This window comes from Nocardia sp. CA-136227 (genome assembly GCF_050955695.1).
GTDB lineage: Bacteria > Actinomycetota > Actinomycetes > Mycobacteriales > Mycobacteriaceae > Nocardia.
Map to the genome: position 1 here is coordinate 5,107,318 of NZ_CP192081.1, position 20,820 is coordinate 5,128,137.

Below are 20,820 nucleotides of genomic sequence, written 5' to 3' on the forward strand. Positions count from 1 at the left end.
ACCGATTCCGGTACGGGGCCTTCGCGCTGTGGGACGGTCAGCGCAGCGCGGCGGCCTTGCGGCGCGCCGCGGCGGCCTTCTTGGTGGCCGCGGCCTGAGCCTCGGTCTTCGGGGCGGCCTTCTTGGCCGCCGCCTTCTTCGCGGGCTTCGGCTCGGCGAGGGCCGGCGGCTGGGCCTCGAGCACGGCCTTCAGGAACTGACCGGTGTAGCTGTCCGCCACGGCCGCAACGTCTTCCGGGGCGCCCTGGGCGATGACCATGCCACCGCCGGAACCGCCCTCGGGGCCCATGTCGATGACCCAGTCCGAGGTCTTGATGACATCGAGGTTGTGTTCGATGACGATCACCGTATTGCCCTTGTCCACCAGGCCATTGATGACGGCCAGCAGCTTGCGGATGTCCTCGAAGTGCAGGCCGGTGGTGGGCTCGTCGAGAATATAGATGGTGCGGCCGGTGGACCGCTTCTGGAGTTCGGCGGCCAGCTTCACGCGCTGCGCCTCACCACCGGACAGCGTCGGAGCCGACTGGCCCAGGCGGACATAGCCGAGACCGACGTCCACCAGCGTCTTGAGATAGCGGTGGATCGAGGTCACCGGCTCGAAGAAGTCCGCGGCCTCCTCGATCGGCATGTCCAGCACCTCGGCGATGGTCTTGCCCTTGTAGTGGACTTCCAGGGTTTCGCGGTTGTACCGCGCGCCGTGGCAGACCTCGCACGGGACGTACACGTCCGGTAGGAAGTTCATCTCGATCTTCAGGGTGCCATCACCCGAGCACGCCTCGCAGCGGCCGCCCTTCACATTGAAGGAGAACCGGCCCGGCTGATAGCCGCGCACCTTGGCCTCGGTGGTGGCCGCGAACAGGGTGCGGATCTTGTCGAAGACGCCGGTGTAGGTGGCCGGATTCGAGCGCGGGGTGCGGCCGATCGGCGACTGGTCCACCTGCACCAGTTTGTCCAGGTGATCGAGGCCGTTGACCCGGGTGTGGCGGCCCGGCACCTGACGCGCGCCGTTCAGCTTGTTCTGCAGCACGGTCGCCAGAATGTCGTTGACCAGCGTCGACTTACCCGAACCGGAGACGCCGGTGATCGAGGTGAGCACGCCCAGCGGGAAATTCACGTCGATGTCGCGCAGGTTGTGCTCGGTCGCGCCGACCACGGTGAGCTGCTTCTTCTTGTCGATCGGCCGCCGCACCAGCGGCAGGTCGATGCGCTCGCGCCCGGAAAGGTAAGCGCCGGTGAGGGAATCCTTGTCCTTCAGCAGCCCCTCGTAGGGACCCGAGTACACCACCTGACCGCCGTGCTCACCGGCCAGCGGGCCGATGTCGACGACCCAGTCCGAGGCGTGGATGGTGTCCTCGTCGTGCTCGACCACGATCAGCGTATTGCCGAGACTCTTGAGGCGCGTGAGGGTTTCGATCAGGCGGCGGTTGTCGCGCTGGTGCAGGCCGATGGACGGCTCGTCCAGCACGTACAGCACGCCCACCAGGCCCGACCCGATCTGGGTGGCCAGGCGGATGCGCTGCGCCTCACCGCCGGAGAGGGTGGCGGCGGCGCGCGAGAGCGTCAGGTACTGCAGGCCGACGTCGAGCAGGAAGCCCAGGCGCGCCTGGATCTCCTTGATCACCTGCGCGGCGATGGCGGCCTGCCGGTCGTCGAGGGTGAGGGTGTTCAGGAAGTGCGCGGCATCGCCGATCGACAGATCCGAGATGTCGGCGATGGAGCGGCGTTCCGTGCCGGCCGACAGCGTGACCGCGAGGATCTCCGGCCGCAGGCGCGCGCCGGCGCACACCGGGCACGGGATGTCGCGCATGTACCCGTCGTAGTGCTCCTTCATCGCCTCCGACTCGGTGGCGTCCATGCGCCGCTGCAGGAACGGCATCACACCCTCGAAATCGGCGTAATACGAACGCTTGCGGCCGTAGCGGTTGGTGTAGGAGACGTGCACCTGCTCGGAGCTGCCCTCCAGCACCGCCTTGCGGGCCTTGAGCGGCAACTGACTCCACGGCGTGTCCATGGAGAAGCCGATGGCCTCGGCCAGGCCCGACAGCAAGCGGGTGAAGTACTCGGCGGTCTGCCCGCGCGACCACGGCGCGATCGCGCCCTCGGCCAGGCTCAGATCCGGGTCCGGCACAACGAGATCCGGATCGACCTCCTTGCGAATACCGAGACCGGTGCAATCCGGGCAGGCGCCGTAGGGCGAGTTGAAGGAGAACGACCGCGGTTCCAGATCCTCGATGTCGAGGGGGTGCCCGTTCGGGCAGGCCAGCCGCTCGGAGAAACGTCGCTCCCGATCGTGGGCGTGCTCGTCGCGGTCCACGAAGTCCAGCACCACGATGCCGTCGGCCAGCCGCAGCGCGGTCTCGATCGAATCGGTCAGGCGCTGTTTGGAACTCGGCTTCACGGCGAGGCGATCGATGACCACCTCGACATCGTGCTTCTCCTGCTTCTTCAGCTTGGGCGGATCGGTCAGCGGATGCACCACGCCGTCGACCCGGACGCGCGAGTAGCCCTGCGAGTTCAGCGACTCGAACAGGTCCACGAACTCACCCTTACGGGTGCGCACCACCGGCGCGAGCACCTGGAACTTGGTGCCCTCCGGCATGGCCAGCACCTGATCCACGATCTGCTGCGGGCTCTGCTTGGCGATCAGGTGACCGCAGACCGGGCAGTGCGGGGTGCCCGCGCGCGCGAACAGCAGACGCAGATAGTCGTAGACCTCGGTGATGGTGCCGACCGTGGACCGCGGGTTGCGGTTGGTCGACTTCTGGTCGATGGACACCGCCGGGGACAGGCCCTCGATGAAGTCCACGTCCGGCTTGTCCATCTGACCCAGGAACTGCCGGGCGTACGCGGACAGCGACTCCACGTAGCGGCGCTGTCCCTCGGCGAAGATGGTGTCGAAGGCCAGCGACGACTTTCCGGACCCGGACAGACCAGTGAAAACGATGAGGCTGTCACGGGGTAGGTCGAGATCGACCCCCTTGAGGTTGTGCTCCCGCGCTCCGCGCACCGTCAGGCGATCCGCCACCTGGCCATCCTTCCAACGTTCCGGCATCCAGACATACCCCCGACGCCATGCTAGGGGCACCCACCGACAAGTTTGGATACGCCGACTGAAACGCTGGTCACAGTGTGTTTATTGCGACGGGCGAGAGTGATCTCGCCCGCACCGGCTCAGACCGACTTCTCGGTGATCGCCGTGGCGGCCCCGGCCACGCTGGGCAGCGCCCGGCGCACGCAGCTCGAGAGCACCCGCGGCTGCCGCGCCCGCTCCCGATCGCGGGCGCGATCCTCGGACCCGGCCGCGGTGACCAGGGCCAGGTCACCGTCGAAACGGCGGTAGAGCAGCCGCCCACGGCGGACGTCGGCGTCGATGAAGAACAGGTACGGCAGCCCGCCCAGGCACAGCCGCGCCACCGCCTCGTCCTCGAGCAGCATGGGCACGCCGTCGCGCGGACGGCCCAGCGTGCGCACCCCGAGCGGCCCGGTCCAGCAGACCACCGCCTCGGATCCGGTGTCGGCGTCGATGAACAGGTGCGCGTCGTAGTCCATGGCGTCGAGCACCCGCGCCGCCGCCGCGGGCGTGGCCACCTGTAGTCGGCAGTCCTTGCGCCGCACGATCGGCCGCGGCTCGGTGATCGCGGACAGCGACGGGCGCGCGGGATCCGGCCAGGGCCGGGACAATTCGTCCGGCGGGCAGCCCAGTCGCAGGTCCAGCCGTTCCAATGCGAAGGTGGCGGCGAACCGGCCGGGCCCGGCGACCTGTACCCGGAACGCCTTCCCCAGCGCTCGGACACTCGCCTGCGCGAGGGTGGTGCCGTCCTCGGGATCGCCGTCGTCGGGATCGGGCCAGTGCAGGCGTGCCCGCACCGGCCCGACGACTCCGTGGCGGCGCAATACCCTGCCCAGTCCGCGCGCCACCCGGGTCACCTCCCCCGACGGGACGGGCCCGTGCGTGGTCACCACGAAATCCGGATCGATTCCACTCGACCACACATCGAACGCGCCCATAGCCGACCCCGCTCTCCCTGTCTCCGACCCGGCAACCGAACTCCATGGCAACACACGTCACGTGGGCCCGACAGTGCCGAAAGTCCCGAAACAGACCACTTTCGGGGAAAAGTCTCCGACAAAAGATCTCGGGCCCGCCGATTCGCCTGGAGATTAGGGACCTTCGGCGGTATCCCGTTGCCGCGCCGCGAGTTACGTTGGCCGGGACCGTTCGCGCACGCGCGCGAACCGACCGCGCATCACCGACATCCTGGAGGCCGTCGTGATCAAAGTCTTCCTGGTCGACGATCACGAGATCGTCCGCCGCGGTCTGACCGACCTGCTGGAGGAGGACCCCGAGCTGACCGTGGTCGGCGAGGCGGGCGACGTCGCCCAGGCGCTGGCCCGGATCCCGGCGCTGCGCCCCGATGTGGCGGTGCTCGACGTGCGCCTGCCCGACGGCAACGGCATCGAACTGTGCCGGGACCTGTTGGCCGACATCGACGATCTGCGCTGCCTGATCCTCACCTCCTACACCGACGAACAGGCCATGATGGACGCCATCCTGGCCGGCGCCAGCGGCTACGTGGTCAAGGACATCAAGGGCATGGAGCTGGCCAAGGCCATCAAGGAGGTGGGCGCGGGCCGCTCGCTGCTGGACAATCGCGCGGCCGCCGCCCTCATGGCCCGGCTGCGGCGCAGCACCGAATTCGACGGCCCGCTGGCCGGTTTGACCGATCAGGAACGCAAGTTGCTCGACCTGCTCGGCGACGGCCTCACCAACCGGCAGATCGCCGAACGGATGTTCCTGGCGGAGAAGACGGTCAAGAACTACGTGTCCCGGCTGCTGGCCAAACTCGGGATGGAACGCCGCACCCAGGCGGCCGTCCTGGCGTCGAAATTGCGTACGGGACAACCACGTTCGGCATGACAACCGCACGGCAACCCCGGCGCGCATAGAATCGCGCTGACGTCGCGTATCCGCCGGACCGCAGGACATACATGCACGACATCCCCCGCACCGGCCCTTACTCGGTGCGTGAAACGCTGTCGCAGCTGCGATTACGCGAGTTGCTCACCGAGGTCAAGGACCGAGTCGAACAGATCATCGACGCCCGCGATCGGATCGACGGGCTCGTCGAGGCGATGTTGCTGGTCACCTCCGGGCTGGACCTGGAGCAGACGCTGAGCACCATCGTGCGCGCGGCCACCATCCTGGTCGACGCCCGCTACGGGGCGCTGGCCGTGCTCGGGCACGAACAACAGCCCAGCCAGTTCATCTTCCACGGCATCGACGAGCAGACCCGGGTCAAGATCGGGGCGATGCCCGAGAGCCACGGCGTGCTCGGACTGCTGCTCGACAAGCCCGAACCGCTGCGCCTGGACGATCTCACCCGTCATCCCGCCGCCGTCGGCTTCCCCGAGCATCATCCGGAGATGCGCACCCTGCTGGGCATGCCGGTGCGCATCCGCGGCGAGATATTCGGAAACCTCTACCTCGCCGAGAAATCCGGCGGCCACCCCTTCACCGAGGACGACGAGGTGCTGCTGCAGGCGCTGGCCGCTGCAGCCGGTATCGCCGTCGACAATGCCCGGCTCTACGAGCAGGCCCGCACCCGGCAGGCGTGGATCGAGGCCACCCGCGACATCGCCACCGAATTCCTCGCCGACACCGAACCCAACAAGGTGCTCGCCCACGTGGTGGCGCACGCACGCGAACTCACCGCCTCCCAGCAGGCGCTGCTGGCCGTGGTCGCCGATCCCGAGGAAGCGCCCGAGCGGGTCACCGAGCTGGTGGTGGCGCAGTGGTCCGGGCCGGGCGAGCCGCCCGCCGGGCACGCGGTGCGCACCGTCGAGACCGCGGTCGGCCAGGCCCTCACCACCCGCACCCCGCTCCGTTTCGACGACGGCCGCCACATCGACCTGGGCACCCCGATCGCCGATATCGGCCCGGCCCTGGTGCTGCCGCTGCACACCCCCGATTCCACCCTGGGCGTGCTGATCACGCTGCGCTCGGCCGAATCCGCGCCCTACTCCGACGAATTGGTGGAGCTGATCGCCGCCTTCACCGATCAGGCCGCGCTGGCCATGCAGCTGGCGGTGGCGCAGCGGCGCATGCGCGAACTCGACATCCTCACCGACCGCGACCGCATCGCCCGCGATCTGCACGACCATGTCATCCAGCGGCTGTTCGCCATCGGGCTGGCGTTGCAGGGCACGGTGCCGCGCGCGCGGGTGCCCGAGGTGCAGCGCCGGCTCGCGGACGCGATCAACGATCTGCAGGACGTGGTGGAGGAGATCCGCACCTCGATCTTCGACCTGCACGGCGGCGACGGGCACAGCAACCGGCTGCGACAGCGCATCGAGCGCGCGGTCAAGCAGCAGACCACCGCCACCGACATCCGGGCGCTCATGCACATCACCGGCCCGCTGTCGGTGGTCGAGCCCGCGCTCGCCGATCACGCGGAAGCCGTTGTGCGCGAGGCCGTCTCGAACGCGGTCCGGCATTCGGGGGCCGACACCATCACCATCGACATCGGGGTGGCCGACGATCTCACCATCGTGGTCGCCGACAACGGCCGCGGGATCCCGGATTCCATCACGCCCAGCGGGCTCACCAACCTGGCGCGCCGGGCCGAACAGTCGGGCGGGCGGCTGGCGGTGTACCCGCGCCGCGACACCAATGGCGACGACGAGGACATCACCACCACGGGAACCAAACTGCACTGGTCGGTACCGCTGCACTGAATCAACGCCACCCGACCGCACCGGCCGGCGTCAGGTGAGCGGGCCGAGCACCACCGCACTGTTGTTGCCGCCCATGCCGAGCGCGGTCTTCAGGGTGAGGCCGCGGATGCCCGGTCGCACGCCGTCCACCAGACGGGCGTACGCGGGCGCGACGATCGGCGCGGACACCAGCACCCCGCGCTCGTAGCCCATGGCCGCGGCGGCGATCTCGATTCCGGCCGAGGCGGCCTGGCAGTGCCCGGCCAGCGGCTTGAGCGCCGTCACCTGCGGGCGGTCGTCGAAAATCCGGGCCAGCAGCGCGGTTTCGGCCGCGTCGCACTGGGCGGTGCCGGAGGCGTGGGCATTGAGGCAGGCGATCTCCTCGGGGCGGACGTCCGCCGCGGCGAGGGCGCGGTGCACACAGTCGTAGATCTGCTCGAACGACGGCTCGACGGAGACGACGTGGTAGCCGTCGCTGGTCATGGCCCCGCCCAGCACCGCCGCGTAGGGGCGGTCGGCGTCGCGGGTCAGCATCAACGCGACCGAGGCCTCACCGAAGACGAAACCGCGGCTGCCCTCCTGGAACGGCCGGCACGCCTCGAGCGGATCGGCGTCGAAGACCGCGGCGCCCAGATTCACGAACGCCTGCACCATGTCGGGTGAGGCCGACAGGTCGGTGGCCACCACCAGCACGTCGTCGGCCACGCCGTGGTCCATCCATAGTCGGGCGGTGACCAGGGCCACGTTGAGTGAGGAGCAGGCGGCGCTCACGTTCATGGCCGGACCGTGGAAGCCGAACTCGTTCATCAGCATCGACACCGGGGTCGAGGGGATCAGCCGCAGATAGTCGCGCGAGCGCCGCTGTCCGCCGTCGACGGTGAAGAAGTCCTGCCATTCGTCGAGGTTGCCGAGCACGATCGCGTGCAGCAGTCCGACGGTCCGGCCGGGCCGCCAGCCGCGGCCACGGGCGTCGGTGACCGCTTCGCGTGCGGAGTCCAGGACCGCGCGGAGGTAGCGGCTCGGCGGTAAGTCCGGATCGCCGCCTTCGGGAATCCGCGCAACCCACCCGTGCCGATCGCGTCCGGGCCCGTACCCTGGATGTAGCCGGGCCGCGGACTTGCCGCTCAGCAAACCCTCCCAGAGGGTTTCTCGGCCCCAGCCGTACCCGGTCACGGCACCGATACCGGCAATCGTCATATGATCTTGATGCTGACCGTCGGCAATCGAGACGGGGTTGGCGCCAGGCATTGCATCGCTCCTCTCCAGCACTTCATTCAATACGCTCGGCAAGCTGCACCAGCAAATTTTCAGATAACAGAATGGTGCCGTGCTCCATCGACGTGTTCCGCACCGACGATCAGGGGGTGAACGAAATGGTGGGTAACGATCGGGCAAACCTCCCGTCCGACACCGAACAGCTGGCCCAGCGGTACCGGTCCCTGGTGGACTTCAGCCCGGACGGCATCGTGGTCCACGAACGCGGAATGATCGTCTACGCCAATCCGGCGCTCCTGCGCATGCTCGCCGCCGACGACCCCGAGGACGTCATCGGCCGGCCCGTCACCGATTTCGTCTCACCGCCGTCGGTCGCGCCCATGCTCGACCGCATCCGCCGGCTCACCATCGCCGGCACCGCCTCCGACCCCACCGAGATGACCCTGCTGCGCTGCGACGGGAAAACGCTGGAGGTCGAGACCGTGTCGGTGCTGACCGCCTGGCACGACCATCTGGCCTATCAGGTCGTCGTGCACGACCTGACCCCGCAACGCCGCGCCGAGGCCGCCCAGCGGCAAGCCGAGCAGTTCTTCACCTCCGTGGTGTCGCAGCTGGAGGAGGGCGTGGTGGTGATCGACCGCGACGGCCGCATCGAATCCGCCAACCCGGCCGCGCGCCGCATCTTCGGCTACGACGCCAAGGACCTGATCGGCACCCACATCGACGACCTGCCGCTGTGCCTGCTCGACGCGAACGCCCAGCCCATGCCCTCGACCTGGTATCCGATCATCCGCACCCTGGCCACCGGCGAGGACGTGACGCGGTTCGTGTTCGGGCTGGACCGGCCCGACGGGCAGCGGCGCTGGCTCTCGGCCAACAGCCGCCTGCTCAACCCCACCGACCCCAACTCCCCCGCGGTGTCGTCGTTCAACGACATCACCGAATTTCGTGCCAGCCGAAGGCAATTGGAGTACCAGGCCACCCACGACCCGCTCACCGGGCTGGCCAACCGGTCGCTGGTGCTGTCGAAGCTGGCCGCGGCGGTGGGCACCGCCGAGACGCTGCCGGTGTCGAGCGTGCTGTTCATCGACCTGGACGGATTCAAGACCATCAACGACACCCTCGGCCACGCCATCGGCGACACCGTGCTGCAGATCGTGGCCCAGCGGCTGCAGCGCGGGCTGCGCGCCGACGACGTGGTGGGCCGCATCGGCGGCGACGAATTCCTGGTCCTGCTGTCGGGGCGCACCCTGGGCGACGATCTGGACGTCCTCATCGCCCGGCTGCGGCAGGCCACCTCCGAGCCGATCATCGCGCGCGGACACCGCATCCAGGTCGACGCCTCCGTCGGCGTCACCCACCTGCACGCCGGCGACACCCGCACGCCGGAAGCCGTGCTGCACGACGCCGACCTGGCCATGTACCGGGCCAAGCCGCCCAACCACCACAACACTCCGCTGACGCGGCGCACCGACAGCACCCACGCCTCGTAACCCGGGCACCCACGCCTCGTCACCTGGCGATACGGCGCGGGCAAGCCAGGCGCACTAGACTCGACAACTCTGTTCTCGATGCTTCGCGCGCCGTCCCCGCACGGCGGACGTGGTGAACAAGGAGTTCCGTCTTGCCCGACCTCACCGAGGAGCGTTCTGTGCCCGATTCCGCTGACGCGGTATCCCCGGACCTGGAACGCGAGCAGCAGTACCTCACGAAGCTCTACGAACAGCTCGACGGCATGCGCGCCTACGCCCAGCGGCGGCTGCGTACCGTGCTCCTGGAGACCGGCGGCACCCCACAGGCGCGCAGTGAGCGCGAGTCGTTCACCCAGCTCTACTCCGAGGACCTGTCCAAGTACGACGCCGCCGAACACGGCCTGTGCTTCGGCCGCATCGACATCGCCCCGGGCGAGAACGACGGCGACGGCGAGAACCGCTACATCGGCCGTATCGGCATCCTCGACGAGAGCGCCGACTACGAGACACTGCTGCTGGATTGGCGCGCTCCCCTGGCCCGGCCGTTCTACCTGGCCACCACCGCCGCCCCCGACGGGGTGACCCGCCGGCGCCACATCCGCTCCCGCAACCGCAACGTCACCGGCGTCAACGACGAGTACCTGAGCCTCGAGGCCGCCCAGGCCGCCGGCGTGATCAGCGCGGACGGCGGCGTCGGCAGCGAGAGCGCGCTGCTGGCCGCCCTCAACGCCGCCCGCACCGGGCACATGAACGACATCGTCGAGACCATCCAGAGCGAGCAGGACGCGATCATCCGCTCCGAGCACAAGAGCGTGCTCGTGGTGCAGGGCGGGCCGGGCACCGGCAAGACCGCGGTGGCGCTGCACCGCGCGGCCTACCTGCTCTACACCTACCGCCAGCAGCTGGACAAGGCCGGTGTGCTGATCATCGGGCCGAACTCCACCTTCCTCGACTACATCGGCCAGGTGCTGCCCTCGCTCGGTGAGACCGGCGTGCTGCTCTCCACCGTAGGCAACCTGTACCCGGGAGTGCGAGCGACACTGGAGGATTCGCTGCGCGCCGGGGAACTCAAGGGTTCCCTCGACATGCTCGAGGTGCTCAAGAAGGGGGTGCGCGACTGGCAGGACGTGCCGCGCGAGACCATCCCGCTCTACTTCGACGGGCACCAGCTCGAACTCGACCGCAAGATCGTCACCAAGGCCCGCGGCCGCGCCCGCTCCTCGCGCCGCCCGCACAACCTGGCCCGGCCCATCTTCGCGGCCGCGGTGGTGGACGCGCTCACCGACCAGCTCGCCGCCGCCATCGGCTCCAACCCGCTGGGCGGTCGAAACCTGTTGAGCCAGACCGATCTCACCGAGATCCGCGACGAGATGCGCGCCGACGCCGAGATCCAGCGCGCCATCGCCGGACTGTGGCCGATCCTCACCCCGCAGGAGGTGCTGGGCGGGCTGTGGGCCGACCCCAGGCGCCTGGCCAACGCGGCCGGACAGCTCAGCGCGGCCGATCGGGCCGAATTGCAGCGCTCCGACAGCGGCGAGTTCAGCGACGCCGACGCGCCGCTGCTCGACGAACTGGCCGAACTGCTGGGCATCGACGACAGCGAGGAGCGTGAGCGCTCCCGCCGCCGCTGGCGCGCCCAGCTCGCCGAGGCGCAGGACGCCCTCGACATCCTGACCGGTTCCGCGCCACAGGATCTCGAGGACGACCTCGACCCCGAACTGCTCATGGCCTACGACCTCATCGACGCCTCCCAGCTCGCCGAGCGCCAGCAGGTCCGCACCCGCCAGACCACCGCCGAACGCGCCGCCGGGGACCGCACCTGGACCTACGGGCACGTCATCGTGGATGAGGCGCAGGAGCTTTCGGCCATGGCGTGGCGGATGGTCATGCGCCGCATCCCGAATCGGTGGATCACCGCGGTCGGCGATGTCGCCCAGACCGGCGATCCGGCGGGCGCCTCGTCGTGGCAGCAGGTGCTGGAACCGTATGTGGCCAAACGCTGGAAGCTCACCGAGCTGACTGTCAACTACCGCACGCCCTCGGAGATCATGGCGGTGGCCGGGGACGTGCTGGCCGCCATCGATCCGGCCGCGCCCGCGCCGCGCTCGGTCCGCGACTCCGGTTTCGAACCGGCCGCGACCCTGGTGACGGCGGGCGAGCTGGCCGACGAGGTCAAGCGGCTGATCGCGGCCGAGGCCGAGCATCCCGGCACCACGGCGGTCATCGTGCCGCACGATCTGGCCGCCGAACTCGGTCACCTGTCCGATGATTCGACGCGGGTGCTGACCGTCCACGACGTGAAGGGCTTGGAATTCGACGCGGTGATCCTGGCCGAACCGCACCGCATCCTGAGCGAATCGCCGCGCGGCCTCAACGACCTGTACGTGGCGCTGACCCGCGCCACCCAGCGGTTGGCCGTCGTGCACACCGAGGACCTGCCGCAGGTCCTGCACCGGCTGCGCTGACCCGCGAACGGAGAAGCGGCCGGGTCCCGATGGGGCCCGGCCGCTTCTCTTCGTTCTTCGAGCGTCAGCGCACGGTGTGCACGATCAGCACGTCGCAGCGCGACTTGCGGGCCACGTCCGAGGGCACCGAGCCGAGCAGGCGACCGGCCAGGGTGTTGAGGCCGCGGTTACCGACGACCAGCAGGTCGGCCTCCACGTCCTTCACCAGGTCCAGCAGCGACTCGACCGGCTCGCCGACGACGGGCTTCTCCACGACGTTCACCGCGCCGAGGGCGACGGCCTTGTCACGGGCGACGCGCAGGATCTCGCTGGTGGGCGCGGAGCCGCGCACCTGGTAGGCCTCGTCCTTCAGCACGTCCGCGGCCGCGGCGACATCGCGGTCGTCGGTCGGGAAGTAGGCGCAGGCGATGTACAGCGTGGCGCCCTCGTCGCCGGCCAGAGCCGCGGCCCGCTCGACGGCGACGTACGACGAGTCCGAGCCATCGGTACCGACGACGATCGTCCGGTAGGCGGTCATTTCTCCTCCAAGTACAAGGGTCGGGGCCGCGGATTCCTCGACAGTGGGGTTTTCACCGCGGCAACTTCGCCTGACAATAGCGGCATAACCGGCGGAAATATTCGATATCGCAACACATCACACCGCGTGGCGGGATCGGCGACTGTGACATTCCCGGCACGCTCCGAACACGGCCCCGGCTACCAGCGAATTTCCCGGCGATCGCGACGCGGAACACACAATGCCAACGGCCTTGCACGCCTGGGAGATTCGTCACAAGCCCGAAATGTCCGCGGGCCGTTCGTTGTGCCACGTCACAACGAACGGCCCGGGAATCAGTGACTTCGTTTTGCCCGTCGCCGCGGATTTCCTAGGAGAGGTCGAAAAGCGGTCCGGTGAGCGTCAATCCGAGATCGTGGCCGACGTGGGCGAAGAAGGCGAACAGCATGAGCGACGCGCCCGCCAGTGCGATGTCCTTGTTGAAGTTCACCATCTCGCCCTGCTTCGCCTCGGGATCGGTCTCCTTCCAGAAGGCGTGCATGAGGAAGGCGGTCGGCACCAGGAACAGGATCAGCAGCAGTGCGCCGAGGTCGGCCCAGACGCCCAGCAGCACGCTCAACCCGCCGGCCAGCAGCAGCACGCCCGAGGCGGGCACCGCCAGCGTGGGCATCGGTATGCCCTTGAACTGCGCGTACTGCGCCATCGACTCACGCTGCGCCAGATGCCCGAAGCCCGAGCCGAGGAACAGCAGCGCGAACAGGATCCGTCCGATCAACACCAGCACGTCCATGGCCCGCTCCTTCGATGATCGATGTGCCATTGGGTGATATGGCAACCAACTTCATCAGGTCCACTGCTATTCCCGTACCAGTCAGTTCGTCAGGATGGTAGCGAGATGCGGGCGTATTCGAGCGGAGGCATTCCGATCTCCTTGGCGAACTCGTTGGAGAAGTGCGCCTGATCGAAATAGCCGAGCTCGAGGGCCAGCGCGGCCAGGTCCGAGGTCCGGCCCTCGGCCAGCAGGTGCGCGCCGTCCTGCAGCCGATAGCGGCGCAGGACCCACTTCGGACCCGCCCCGACATAGCGGCGGAAGAGACGCTGCAGGGTGCGGATCGGGATGCCGAAACGCTCGGTGACCTGGTCCACCCGGGTCAGGTCGCGATCGTGCTCCATGGCCTCGATGATCATCAGGACCTGGCGGTAGGCGCTCTGGTCGCCCTCGGCGCCCTGAGCCGCCACCAGGAAATCCTCGATCAGCTCGCGGCGCAGCAGCGTGTCATCGGTGGCGAGCACGGCCTCGGCCAGGGTGTCGGCGGCGGGGAAGATCTCGGCTGCCGGGACCGAGGTGTCGCTGAGCGCGCCCACGTCCAACCCGGTGAACGCGCCGAAGCCGCCGGCCCGGAACTTCACCCCGAACGTCTCACCCGCCCCGGCCAATTCGCGCACGTACTTGGTGGTCCACACGCCGGTGACGAAGGCGCCGGTGCGTTCGTGGGTGCGCTCGAAGGTCAGGTTCACGCACGGATACGGCAGCACCTCGGCATGGAACGGCGGCTCGCCGCGGCGGTCCCAGCGGACCGCCCAGTACCACTCGACATAGCGCGACACCCGTTCGCCCGCGGGCAGGCGGGCGTGATTGTTGGCGGCGTTCTGCTGGCGCGGCCGCAGGATGCCCTTGGCGGTCTCCGGCGGCGGCACCGGCCGTGGCGCGAACCGGTTTTCGGGATTGTCAGCGCTGGTCATCGCCCCTGTCGCATTCTTACAAGACCATCGCGGCCGCGCCGAGGAGGGTAGTGGTCATGAGCGAAACCGTGAATCCGATCCCGCAGGACTACCACTCCATCACCTGCTTCCTGGCCGTCCCCGACGCCAATGCGGCCATCGACTTCTACAGCGCCGTGTTCGGCGCGAAACTGCTGAGCCGCAACGATCTTCCCGACGGCCAGGCCGCGCACGCCGAACTGCTGATCGGCGACTCCACCATCCAGGTCGGCATGCCGATCCCCGACGAGGGCCTGCGCGCCCCCGCCGACGACTGGGTCCACACCAGCGTGGTGCACTACTGCCCGGACGTGGACGCGGTCTCGAAGTTGGCCACCGAGAACGGAGCCCGCTTCGTCTCCGAGCCGCAGACCTTCGTCACCGGCGACCGCTACGGCCGCGTCATGGATCCGTTCGGCCACCGCTGGATCGTCATGACCCGCGTCGAGGACGTCTCCCGCGAGGAGGCCGAACGCCGCGTCAACGAATGGATGGCTAATTCCGCCTCCCCGAGCCTGTAGCGGACAGCTCTGAGCCGCCGGCACTTGGCAACCCGTGCCGGCGGTCGGGTGCCAACCCGATTTCGGGCGTGCCCGACGAGTTACCCCCATCGACCCGAAATCAGTTGTCGCGCTGGCATTCGCATTGCCGCCGAGGGGTTTCCGCCTCACGACAGACCGGCGGCATCCATGCCGCGTAGTTCCTTCTTCAGGTCGGCGATCTCGTCGCGGAAGCGACCGGCCAGCTCGAACTGCAGCTCCCGGGCGGCGTTCATCATCTGCGCGGTCATGTCCTTGATCAGGTCGGCGAGTTCGGCGCGCGGCATGTTCCGCACGTCGCGGCCCTCGTAGACACCGGCGCTCACCGCCCGTCCGGGCTCGCCCTGGGCGCGGCGGCCGCGGCTGGCATTGCGGCCCGAGCCGCCCACCTCGACCTCGGTCTCCTCGGCCTCGCGGTACACCTGGTCCAGAATGTCGGCGATCTTCTTGCGCAACGGTTTCGGATCGATGCCGCGCTCTTCGTTGTAGGCGACCTGCTTGGCCCGGCGGCGCTCGGTCTCGTCGATGGCGTGGCGCATGGAGTCGGTGATCTTGTCCGCGTACATGTGGACCTCACCGGACACATTGCGCGCCGCGCGGCCGATGGTCTGGATGAGACTGGTGGAGGACCGCAGGAAGCCCTCCTTGTCGGCGTCCAGAATGGCGACCAGCGATACCTCGGGCAGGTCCAGGCCCTCGCGTAGCAGGTTGATGCCGACCAGTACGTCGTATTCGCCCAGACGCAACTGCCGCAGCAATTCCACGCGGCGCAGGGTGTCGATCTCCGAGTGCAGATACCGCACCCGCACACCGAGTCCCAGCAGATAGTCGGTGAGGTCCTCGGCCATCTTCTTGGTCAGCGTGGTGACCAGAACGCGTTCGTCGCGTTCGGTCCGCAGCCGGATCTCGTGCACCAGATCGTCGATCTGCCCCTTGGTCGGCTTGACCTCCACGTGCGGGTCCACCAGACCGGTCGGGCGGATCACCTGTTCGACGAACTCACCGCCGGTCTGGCCCAATTCGTAGGGGCCCGGAGTGGCCGACAGGTACACCGCCTGCCCGATCCGCTCGGCGAACTCTTCCCAGGTGAGCGGCCGGTTGTCCACCGCCGACGGCAGCCGGAAGCCGTACTCGACCAGGTTGCGCTTGCGGGACATGTCGCCCTCGTACATGCCGCCGATCTGGGGCACGGTCACGTGGGATTCGTCGATGACGAGCAGGAAATCGTCGGGGAAGTAATCCAGCAACGTGGCCGGCGCGGAACCCGCGGGCCGCCCGTCGATATGCCGCGAGTAATTCTCGATACCCGAGCAGAAACCGACCTGCTTGATCATCTCCAAGTCGTATTGAGTGCGCATCCGAAGCCGTTGCGCCTCCAGCAGTTTGCCCTGCTTCTCCAAATCCGCGAGCCGCGTCTCGAGTTCGGCCTCGATGGCGCGCACCGCGCGTTCCATACGGTCGGGACCCGCCACATAATGGGTGGCCGGGAAAATCCGGACCATATCCACCTGGCGCACCACATCACCGGTCAGCGGGTGCAGATAGTAGAGCGCCTCGATCTCGTCGCCGAAGAATTCGATGCGCACCGCCAATTCCTCGTACGAGGGAATGATTTCGACGGTATCGCCGCGCACCCGGAAACTGCCGCGGGTGAACGACATGTCGTTGCGGGTGTATTGCACGTCCACCAGCAGGCGCAGCAGCCGGTCCCGATCGATCTCGGTGCCGACCTCCAACTGCACCGACCGGTCGAGGTAGGACTGCGGGGTGCCGAGGCCGTAGATGCACGACACCGACGCGACCACCACGACGTCGCGGCGCGAGAGCAGGCTCGAGGTCGCGGAGTGGCGCAGCCGCTCCACGTCATCGTTGATCGAGCTGTCCTTCTCGATATAGGTGTCGGTCTGCGCGATGTACGCCTCGGGCTGGTAGTAGTCGTAGTACGAGACGAAGTACTCGACCGCGTTGTTCGGCAGCATCTCGCGCAGCTCGTTGGCCAGCTGCGCGGCGAGGGTCTTGTTGGGGGCCATGACCAGGGTCGGCCGCTGCAACCGCTCGATCAGCCAGGCAGTGGTCGCCGACTTGCCGGTACCGGTGGCGCCCAGCAGCACCACGTCCTTCTCCCCCGAGCGGATGCGCCGCTCGAGCTCGGCGATGGCGGCCGGCTGGTCACCGGCCGGAACGTGCTCGCTGACCACCTGGAACTGGCTGTCGGTCCGCTCGACCTCACCGATGGGCCGATGCTCCGAATGGGCCAGCGGCAGGTCGTCCGGGATCTCGGTTGCGAAAGCCATGGCACCAGCCTAGGACGGACCACCGACAAGAACACTCAGCGGCGAGCCTGTTCACCGAGGGCGGACCCGGCCGTGACCCCGGCCACGGCCGGCGGTGCCCGCGGTCACGTCGCCACGCGATGGCTGCCCGCGCGGGGCACACCCGTCCAATCGCGCAGCGGCTCCGAATTCTCTAGTCCGGTACTCATTTCGGTAAAGGGCTTCCAATGTCCGAATTTACCTTTACCCCAACGGATTTCAGGCCGTCCAGGCCGATCGGTGTCGCGTAGATCTCAGTCCGTTCACGACGGTTTGAATACCAGGTTCCAGGTGTACTCTGAGCTCGCTGGTCGCACGATTCGAGAGAAGGCATGGCGATGACCGGTTTGTTTACGCCACAGCGGAATTCCACCAATGGCGCGCGTCCGCACCGGACGACCGACGGCACCCCCGCGGTGTCCCCGCATCGCCCCAGACTCGAGTATTTCAATCTCGCGGATCTGTCGTGGACCGATTATCGCGGGTTTCTGCACCCCGTGGAGCGTTTACACGCCGAACCGTTCGGTCTGTATATCGAACGGACAGTGGATAATCCGCGGTACCACTATGTCGAGTCCTGGCTGCTGCCCGAGCTGTCGCTGCGCGCCACGGTGTATCACCTGCGCCCGGGCCACGATCGGACCCAGACCCACTTCCTCGACATCGGCGAGTACGGGCCGTGCGAGGACAAGAAGTGGCGCGCCGAGAGCCACTATCTCCACGTGGTGGCCCGCCCCGGCCGCGCGCCCGAACTGCTCGGCATCGACGACCTGCTGACCGCGCACGCGGCCGGCCAGTTCGACACCGCGCAGACCCACCGGGCCATCGAGCGGGCGGCCGCCGTGGTCGACGGCCTCGGCGCCTGCGGGCACGATGTCGACCGGTGGCTCGCCACCCAGGGCGTCACGCTCACCTGGCTCTGACCCGGCACCGCCCGGGGAACGCGAACGCCCGGTCCGGATGGATCCGGACCGGGCGAGGTCTTGCGGGTATCTCCGCCCTCCGACTAGCCGGAGATGCTCGGCAGCAGGCCGTTCAGACCACCCGACAGGCTCGGGAACAGGCTGCTCGAGCCGCTGCTCAGACCGCAGCCGACGCTACCGGTGCTGGTCAGCGGGTTGGCCTCGGCCACGTCGACGTCGATCGACTTCGAGATCAGGGTCTGGGTCACGGTCAGCGTGTGCTTGCCCGCGGTGCTCGGGGTCCAGTTGATGGTGACCTTGCCGCTCAGCAGCGACGGGGTGACCGGGCTGCCCGGCAGCTCGGTGCCGTTGTCACGGAAGGCCACCGACAGCAGCCGGTCGACGTCGATGGACGCGGTCAGCGTGTAGGAGCAGCCGACATTGTGGCTGGTGCCGGAGACCTCGAGGCCGGTCGGCCACGCACCGGCCTGGGGCGCCGCCAGGACGATGGTCCCAGCCACCGCGCCGAAGGTCGTGAGGCCCATGCCGACCCGGCGGGCACGGGTTTTCTGTTCGCTCATGCAGGTATTCCCTTACGGTTGATCCCGCCCACGAACGGCGGGTAGTCGTGCGCGACGATACAGCGCAATCGAACAATAGCGAAACATGTTCGCTTCAAATAGAGTTTTCGGGATATTCGCCCCGCTCCACGCCGGATTCCAGCAATCTGCGAGCGACGCCACCCCCGCTCCCCTGGACGGCCGCCGCTCGACAGGCGATGCTGAATGACATGACTCGGGCGCCCGCGGTGGATCTGCACCGACCCAAGGTGGAGTACTTCAATATCGACGAGCTCACCAATATCGATCCCAAGGGTTTCGTGCGGCAGGTGGAGCGCTACCAGGTGGAGCCATGGGGCCTGTACATGGCCCGCACCTCGGACCATCCCGAGTTCCACTACATCGAATCCTGGCTGCTGCCCACGGTGTCGTTGCGCGCCACCGTCTTCCACTTCACCCCCGCGCATCTGCGCGACCAGGACTACTACATCGACATCGGCGAGTTCGCGCAGGTCGGGCCGAAGCGGTGGAAGTCGGTGGACCACTACCTGGACCTGGTGGTGCGGCAGGGCCGAGAGGTGGAGCTACTCGACGTGGACGAGCTGCTGGCCGCCCACGCCGCCGACTACCTGACCCTGGCCGAGGCACAGCAGGCCATCGAGTCCGCCACCGCGACCATCGACGGAATCGCCGCGCACGGACACAGTTTCGAGGACTGGCTGGCGGCCCAGGGCATTACGCTCACCTGGATGTAGACCGAGAAACCAGGGGCCGTCCGCACCGAGAGGCGCCGACGGCCCCTTTTTCGTCGGCTAGGCGCCGATGATCAGGGTGACCGCCCGGCCCGGATCGGCATTGGCGTGCAGTCGCTCCCCCGCCGCGAGCTCGACGCCCGCGGCGAGCGGATCGCCGGCGGGAACCGGCGGAAAACCGATGTCCGCCAGTCGATCCCGCAGCGAGTCGGGGTCCACCCCGGCCGCGACCGTGATCCGGATGTCGAGGACGTCGGCCGCGGGCTTGCCCGCCACGGCGGTCGCCCCGACATGTTCGATGCTCGCGGCGTCGGCGGCGCACGCCAGGGCCAGGCGGGCGATCACCCGCCGCGCCTGCGCGGGCCATTCCGGATTCGTTTCCACCACGGGCAGTTCCGGCCGCGCGGCGGGCGTGCGGGTGCGCAGATTGCGTTCGAAGGGCACGAGGCGCTCGTCCCACAGCCGATGCACCTCGGCATCGATCAGGCCGGTCGCGCCATTGTTGTCGAGCAGGACGTCGGCAGTGGCGCGACGCTGGGCGTCGGTGGCCTGGGCGGCGATGCGGGCGCGGGCGTCGGCCTCGTCGATGCCGCGGAACTCGACCAGGCGGCGCAGCCGGGTCTCCTCGGCGGCGTCCACGATGACCACCAGGTTCATGAACGGCGCCAGGCCGTTCTCGACCAGCAGCGGAATGTCCTGCACCACAATGCCGTCGGCGGGCGCGGCGGCGATGAGTTCGGCGGTGCGCTTGCCGACCAGCGGGTGGGTGATGCCGTTGAGGGTGGCGCGGGCCTCGTCGGTGGCGAAGGCCTTGGCCGCCAGGGCGGGTCGGTCGAGGCTGCCGTCGGCGGCGAGGATGTCGTCGCCGAACGCGGCGACCAGGGCGGCCAGGCCCTCGGTGCCGGGGGCGACCACCTCGCGCGCGATGACATCGCTGTCCACGAGCACGGCTCCGCGCTCGGTGAGAATGCGGGCCACGGTGGACTTGCCCGCGCCCATGCCTCCGGTGAGACCGATTCGCAACATTCGACCAGTCTCGCATCGTTGCCGGTTCCGTCGCGTGCCAGGGTTACCCACTCGACCCTGGTCAGGATTACCCACTCGACCCGGTCGTTTCACCTGCAAGCACAGTCCTTGCCCGTTCCGTGATGCCGGTGAGATCATTTCGCAACTTTTCCGGCCAATCCCGACCGTTTGTCGGCAACATTCCGACACGCCGGGGCGCACGCCCCGCAAAATTCTGTGACTCACACTTTTGTTCGGCTATTGTTCGCCGCAGGCGATCTTCAGGCCGGTTAACACGCAAGAGAAGGAACATCAGTGAGCACCAAGAACCTCCAGACGGGTCGCCACCGTCTGGGCCTGGCGGGCACCGTGCATTGCATCGAGATCCCCGCCGTCGCAGCCGCTCTCGCCGAGCACGGACGGTCCTGGCTGACCGCGGTGTTCAGCCCCGCCCGGCACAGCGCGACCACCAGGCGAAAACAGTCACCCGAGTCCGGCGTCGTCCGCCGCTGGGTGCCTGCCACCGTCGGCTGATTCCGCCGGAACTTCCAGCACCGCTCCCTGATTCGCCACATACATACGCAGTGGCTCGGTCCGAACCGGACCGAGCCACTGTGTTGTGCGCGT

16 protein-coding genes and 1 pseudogene are annotated in these 20,820 nt (G+C 68.3%); 8 read left to right on the forward strand and 9 right to left on the reverse strand.

All coding sequences use genetic code 11. The features are described from left to right. Nucleotides 1-37: 37 nt before the first annotated feature. On the reverse strand, nucleotides 38-3,025 hold the full coding sequence (uvrA, locus tag ACQP06_RS23590; RefSeq protein ID WP_433666664.1) for an excinuclease ABC subunit UvrA: 2,988 nt from the start codon (nucleotides 3,023-3,025) through the stop codon (nucleotides 38-40). A gap of 146 nt (nucleotides 3,026-3,171) precedes the next feature. Then, nucleotides 3,172-4,008, reverse strand: coding sequence for a sigma 54 modulation/S30EA ribosomal C-terminal domain-containing protein (locus tag ACQP06_RS23595; protein WP_433666665.1), 837 nt, complete (start codon nucleotides 4,006-4,008; stop codon nucleotides 3,172-3,174). 262 nt (nucleotides 4,009-4,270) lie between these two features. Between ACQP06_RS23595 and ACQP06_RS23600 the strand changes: the two genes are divergently transcribed. After that, a complete protein-coding gene (locus ACQP06_RS23600) occupies nucleotides 4,271-4,918 on the forward strand; it encodes a response regulator transcription factor (RefSeq protein ID WP_357097132.1) in 648 nt (215 codons plus the stop codon). A 71-nt stretch (nucleotides 4,919-4,989) separates the two neighbouring features. After that, nucleotides 4,990-6,735, forward strand: a complete 1,746-nt coding sequence (locus ACQP06_RS23605; RefSeq protein WP_433666666.1) for a GAF domain-containing sensor histidine kinase — start codon at nucleotides 4,990-4,992, stop codon at nucleotides 6,733-6,735. Between the two features lie 30 nt (nucleotides 6,736-6,765). Here ACQP06_RS23605 and ACQP06_RS23610 read toward each other — a convergent pair whose 3' ends face one another. Beyond that, on the reverse strand, nucleotides 6,766-7,911 hold the full coding sequence (locus ACQP06_RS23610) for a beta-ketoacyl synthase N-terminal-like domain-containing protein (RefSeq protein ID WP_433666667.1): 1,146 nt from the start codon (nucleotides 7,909-7,911) through the stop codon (nucleotides 6,766-6,768). 176 nt (nucleotides 7,912-8,087) lie between these two features. Between ACQP06_RS23610 and ACQP06_RS23615 the strand changes: the two genes are divergently transcribed. Next, the gene (locus ACQP06_RS23615) at nucleotides 8,088-9,422 is read left to right on the forward strand and encodes a diguanylate cyclase (RefSeq protein WP_433666668.1); all 1,335 of its coding nucleotides are present in this window, start codon (nucleotides 8,088-8,090) and stop codon (nucleotides 9,420-9,422) included. A 158-nt stretch (nucleotides 9,423-9,580) separates the two neighbouring features. Beyond that, nucleotides 9,581-11,866: a HelD family protein gene (locus ACQP06_RS23620; protein WP_433666669.1), complete on the forward strand. Its 2,286-nt coding sequence runs from the start codon at nucleotides 9,581-9,583 to the stop codon at nucleotides 11,864-11,866. 64 nt (nucleotides 11,867-11,930) lie between these two features. Here the strand turns inward: ACQP06_RS23620 and ACQP06_RS23625 are convergent, their stop codons facing one another. From ACQP06_RS23625 to ACQP06_RS23635, 3 genes are all read right to left on the reverse strand, one after another. Then, nucleotides 11,931-12,383 carry a universal stress protein gene (locus ACQP06_RS23625; RefSeq protein ID WP_357097823.1) on the reverse strand — a complete coding sequence of 151 codons (453 nt, stop codon included), beginning with the start codon at nucleotides 12,381-12,383 and terminating at the stop codon, nucleotides 11,931-11,933. A gap of 349 nt (nucleotides 12,384-12,732) precedes the next feature. Then, the gene (locus ACQP06_RS23630; RefSeq protein ID WP_433666670.1) at nucleotides 12,733-13,152 is read right to left on the reverse strand and encodes a DoxX family protein; all 420 of its coding nucleotides are present in this window, start codon (nucleotides 13,150-13,152) and stop codon (nucleotides 12,733-12,735) included. 89 nt (nucleotides 13,153-13,241) lie between these two features. Then, on the reverse strand, nucleotides 13,242-14,105 hold the full coding sequence (locus ACQP06_RS23635) for an AraC family transcriptional regulator (protein WP_433666671.1): 864 nt from the start codon (nucleotides 14,103-14,105) through the stop codon (nucleotides 13,242-13,244). Nucleotides 14,106-14,161: 56 nt separating this feature from the next. On the opposite strand from ACQP06_RS23635, the gene ACQP06_RS23640 reads away from it, so the two are divergent. Then, complete coding sequence (locus ACQP06_RS23640; RefSeq protein WP_433666672.1) at nucleotides 14,162-14,644, forward strand: VOC family protein; 483 nt, start codon at nucleotides 14,162-14,164, stop codon at nucleotides 14,642-14,644. A 146-nt stretch (nucleotides 14,645-14,790) separates the two neighbouring features. Here ACQP06_RS23640 and uvrB read toward each other — a convergent pair whose 3' ends face one another. Continuing rightward, nucleotides 14,791-16,956 carry an excinuclease ABC subunit UvrB gene (gene uvrB / locus ACQP06_RS23645; protein ID WP_433666673.1) on the reverse strand — a complete coding sequence of 722 codons (2,166 nt, stop codon included), beginning with the start codon at nucleotides 16,954-16,956 and terminating at the stop codon, nucleotides 14,791-14,793. Between the two features lie 563 nt (nucleotides 16,957-17,519). Here uvrB and ACQP06_RS23650 point away from each other — a divergent pair. Next, nucleotides 17,520-17,897: a DUF402 domain-containing protein gene (locus ACQP06_RS23650; protein ID WP_433666674.1), complete on the forward strand. Its 378-nt coding sequence runs from the start codon at nucleotides 17,520-17,522 to the stop codon at nucleotides 17,895-17,897. Nucleotides 17,898-17,980: 83 nt separating this feature from the next. Here the strand turns inward: ACQP06_RS23650 and ACQP06_RS23655 are convergent, their stop codons facing one another. Beyond that, the gene (locus ACQP06_RS23655) at nucleotides 17,981-18,457 is read right to left on the reverse strand and encodes a hypothetical protein (protein WP_357097840.1); all 477 of its coding nucleotides are present in this window, start codon (nucleotides 18,455-18,457) and stop codon (nucleotides 17,981-17,983) included. 209 nt (nucleotides 18,458-18,666) lie between these two features. Here ACQP06_RS23655 and ACQP06_RS23660 point away from each other — a divergent pair, with 209 nt between their 5' ends. Next, nucleotides 18,667-19,191 (forward strand): DUF402 domain-containing protein, encoded by a 525-nt coding sequence (locus ACQP06_RS23660; protein ID WP_357097843.1) that lies wholly within the window; start codon nucleotides 18,667-18,669, stop codon nucleotides 19,189-19,191. A 78-nt stretch (nucleotides 19,192-19,269) separates the two neighbouring features. Here ACQP06_RS23660 and coaE read toward each other — a convergent pair. Then, nucleotides 19,270-20,214, reverse strand: a pseudogene (coaE, locus tag ACQP06_RS23665) (dephospho-CoA kinase); the annotation flags it as partial. Between the two features lie 294 nt (nucleotides 20,215-20,508). Between coaE and ACQP06_RS23670 the strand changes: the two are divergent. Continuing rightward, complete coding sequence (locus ACQP06_RS23670) at nucleotides 20,509-20,727, forward strand: hypothetical protein (RefSeq protein WP_433666675.1); 219 nt, start codon at nucleotides 20,509-20,511, stop codon at nucleotides 20,725-20,727. Nucleotides 20,728-20,820: the final 93 nt, after the last annotated feature.

Coding starts and splice junctions, on each gene's coding strand:
- ACQP06_RS23595 (WP_433666665.1), bottom strand. CDS start 4,008: ATGGGCGCGTTCGATGTGTGGTCGAGTGGAATCGATCCGGATTTCGTG.
- ACQP06_RS23605 (WP_433666666.1), top strand. CDS start 4,990: ATGCACGACATCCCCCGCACCGGCCCTTACTCGGTGCGTGAAACGCTG.
- ACQP06_RS23610 (WP_433666667.1), bottom strand. CDS start 7,911: ATGACGATTGCCGGTATCGGTGCCGTGACCGGGTACGGCTGGGGCCGA.
- ACQP06_RS23615 (WP_433666668.1), top strand. CDS start 8,088: ATGGTGGGTAACGATCGGGCAAACCTCCCGTCCGACACCGAACAGCTG.
- ACQP06_RS23625 (WP_357097823.1), bottom strand. CDS start 12,383: ATGACCGCCTACCGGACGATCGTCGTCGGTACCGATGGCTCGGACTCG.
- ACQP06_RS23630 (WP_433666670.1), bottom strand. CDS start 13,152: ATGGACGTGCTGGTGTTGATCGGACGGATCCTGTTCGCGCTGCTGTTC.
- ACQP06_RS23635 (WP_433666671.1), bottom strand. CDS start 14,105: ATGACCAGCGCTGACAATCCCGAAAACCGGTTCGCGCCACGGCCGGTG.
- ACQP06_RS23640 (WP_433666672.1), top strand. CDS start 14,162: ATGAGCGAAACCGTGAATCCGATCCCGCAGGACTACCACTCCATCACC.
- uvrB (WP_433666673.1), bottom strand. CDS start 16,956: ATGGCTTTCGCAACCGAGATCCCGGACGACCTGCCGCTGGCCCATTCG.
- ACQP06_RS23655 (WP_357097840.1), bottom strand. CDS start 18,457: ATGAGCGAACAGAAAACCCGTGCCCGCCGGGTCGGCATGGGCCTCACG.
- ACQP06_RS23660 (WP_357097843.1), top strand. CDS start 18,667: ATGACTCGGGCGCCCGCGGTGGATCTGCACCGACCCAAGGTGGAGTAC.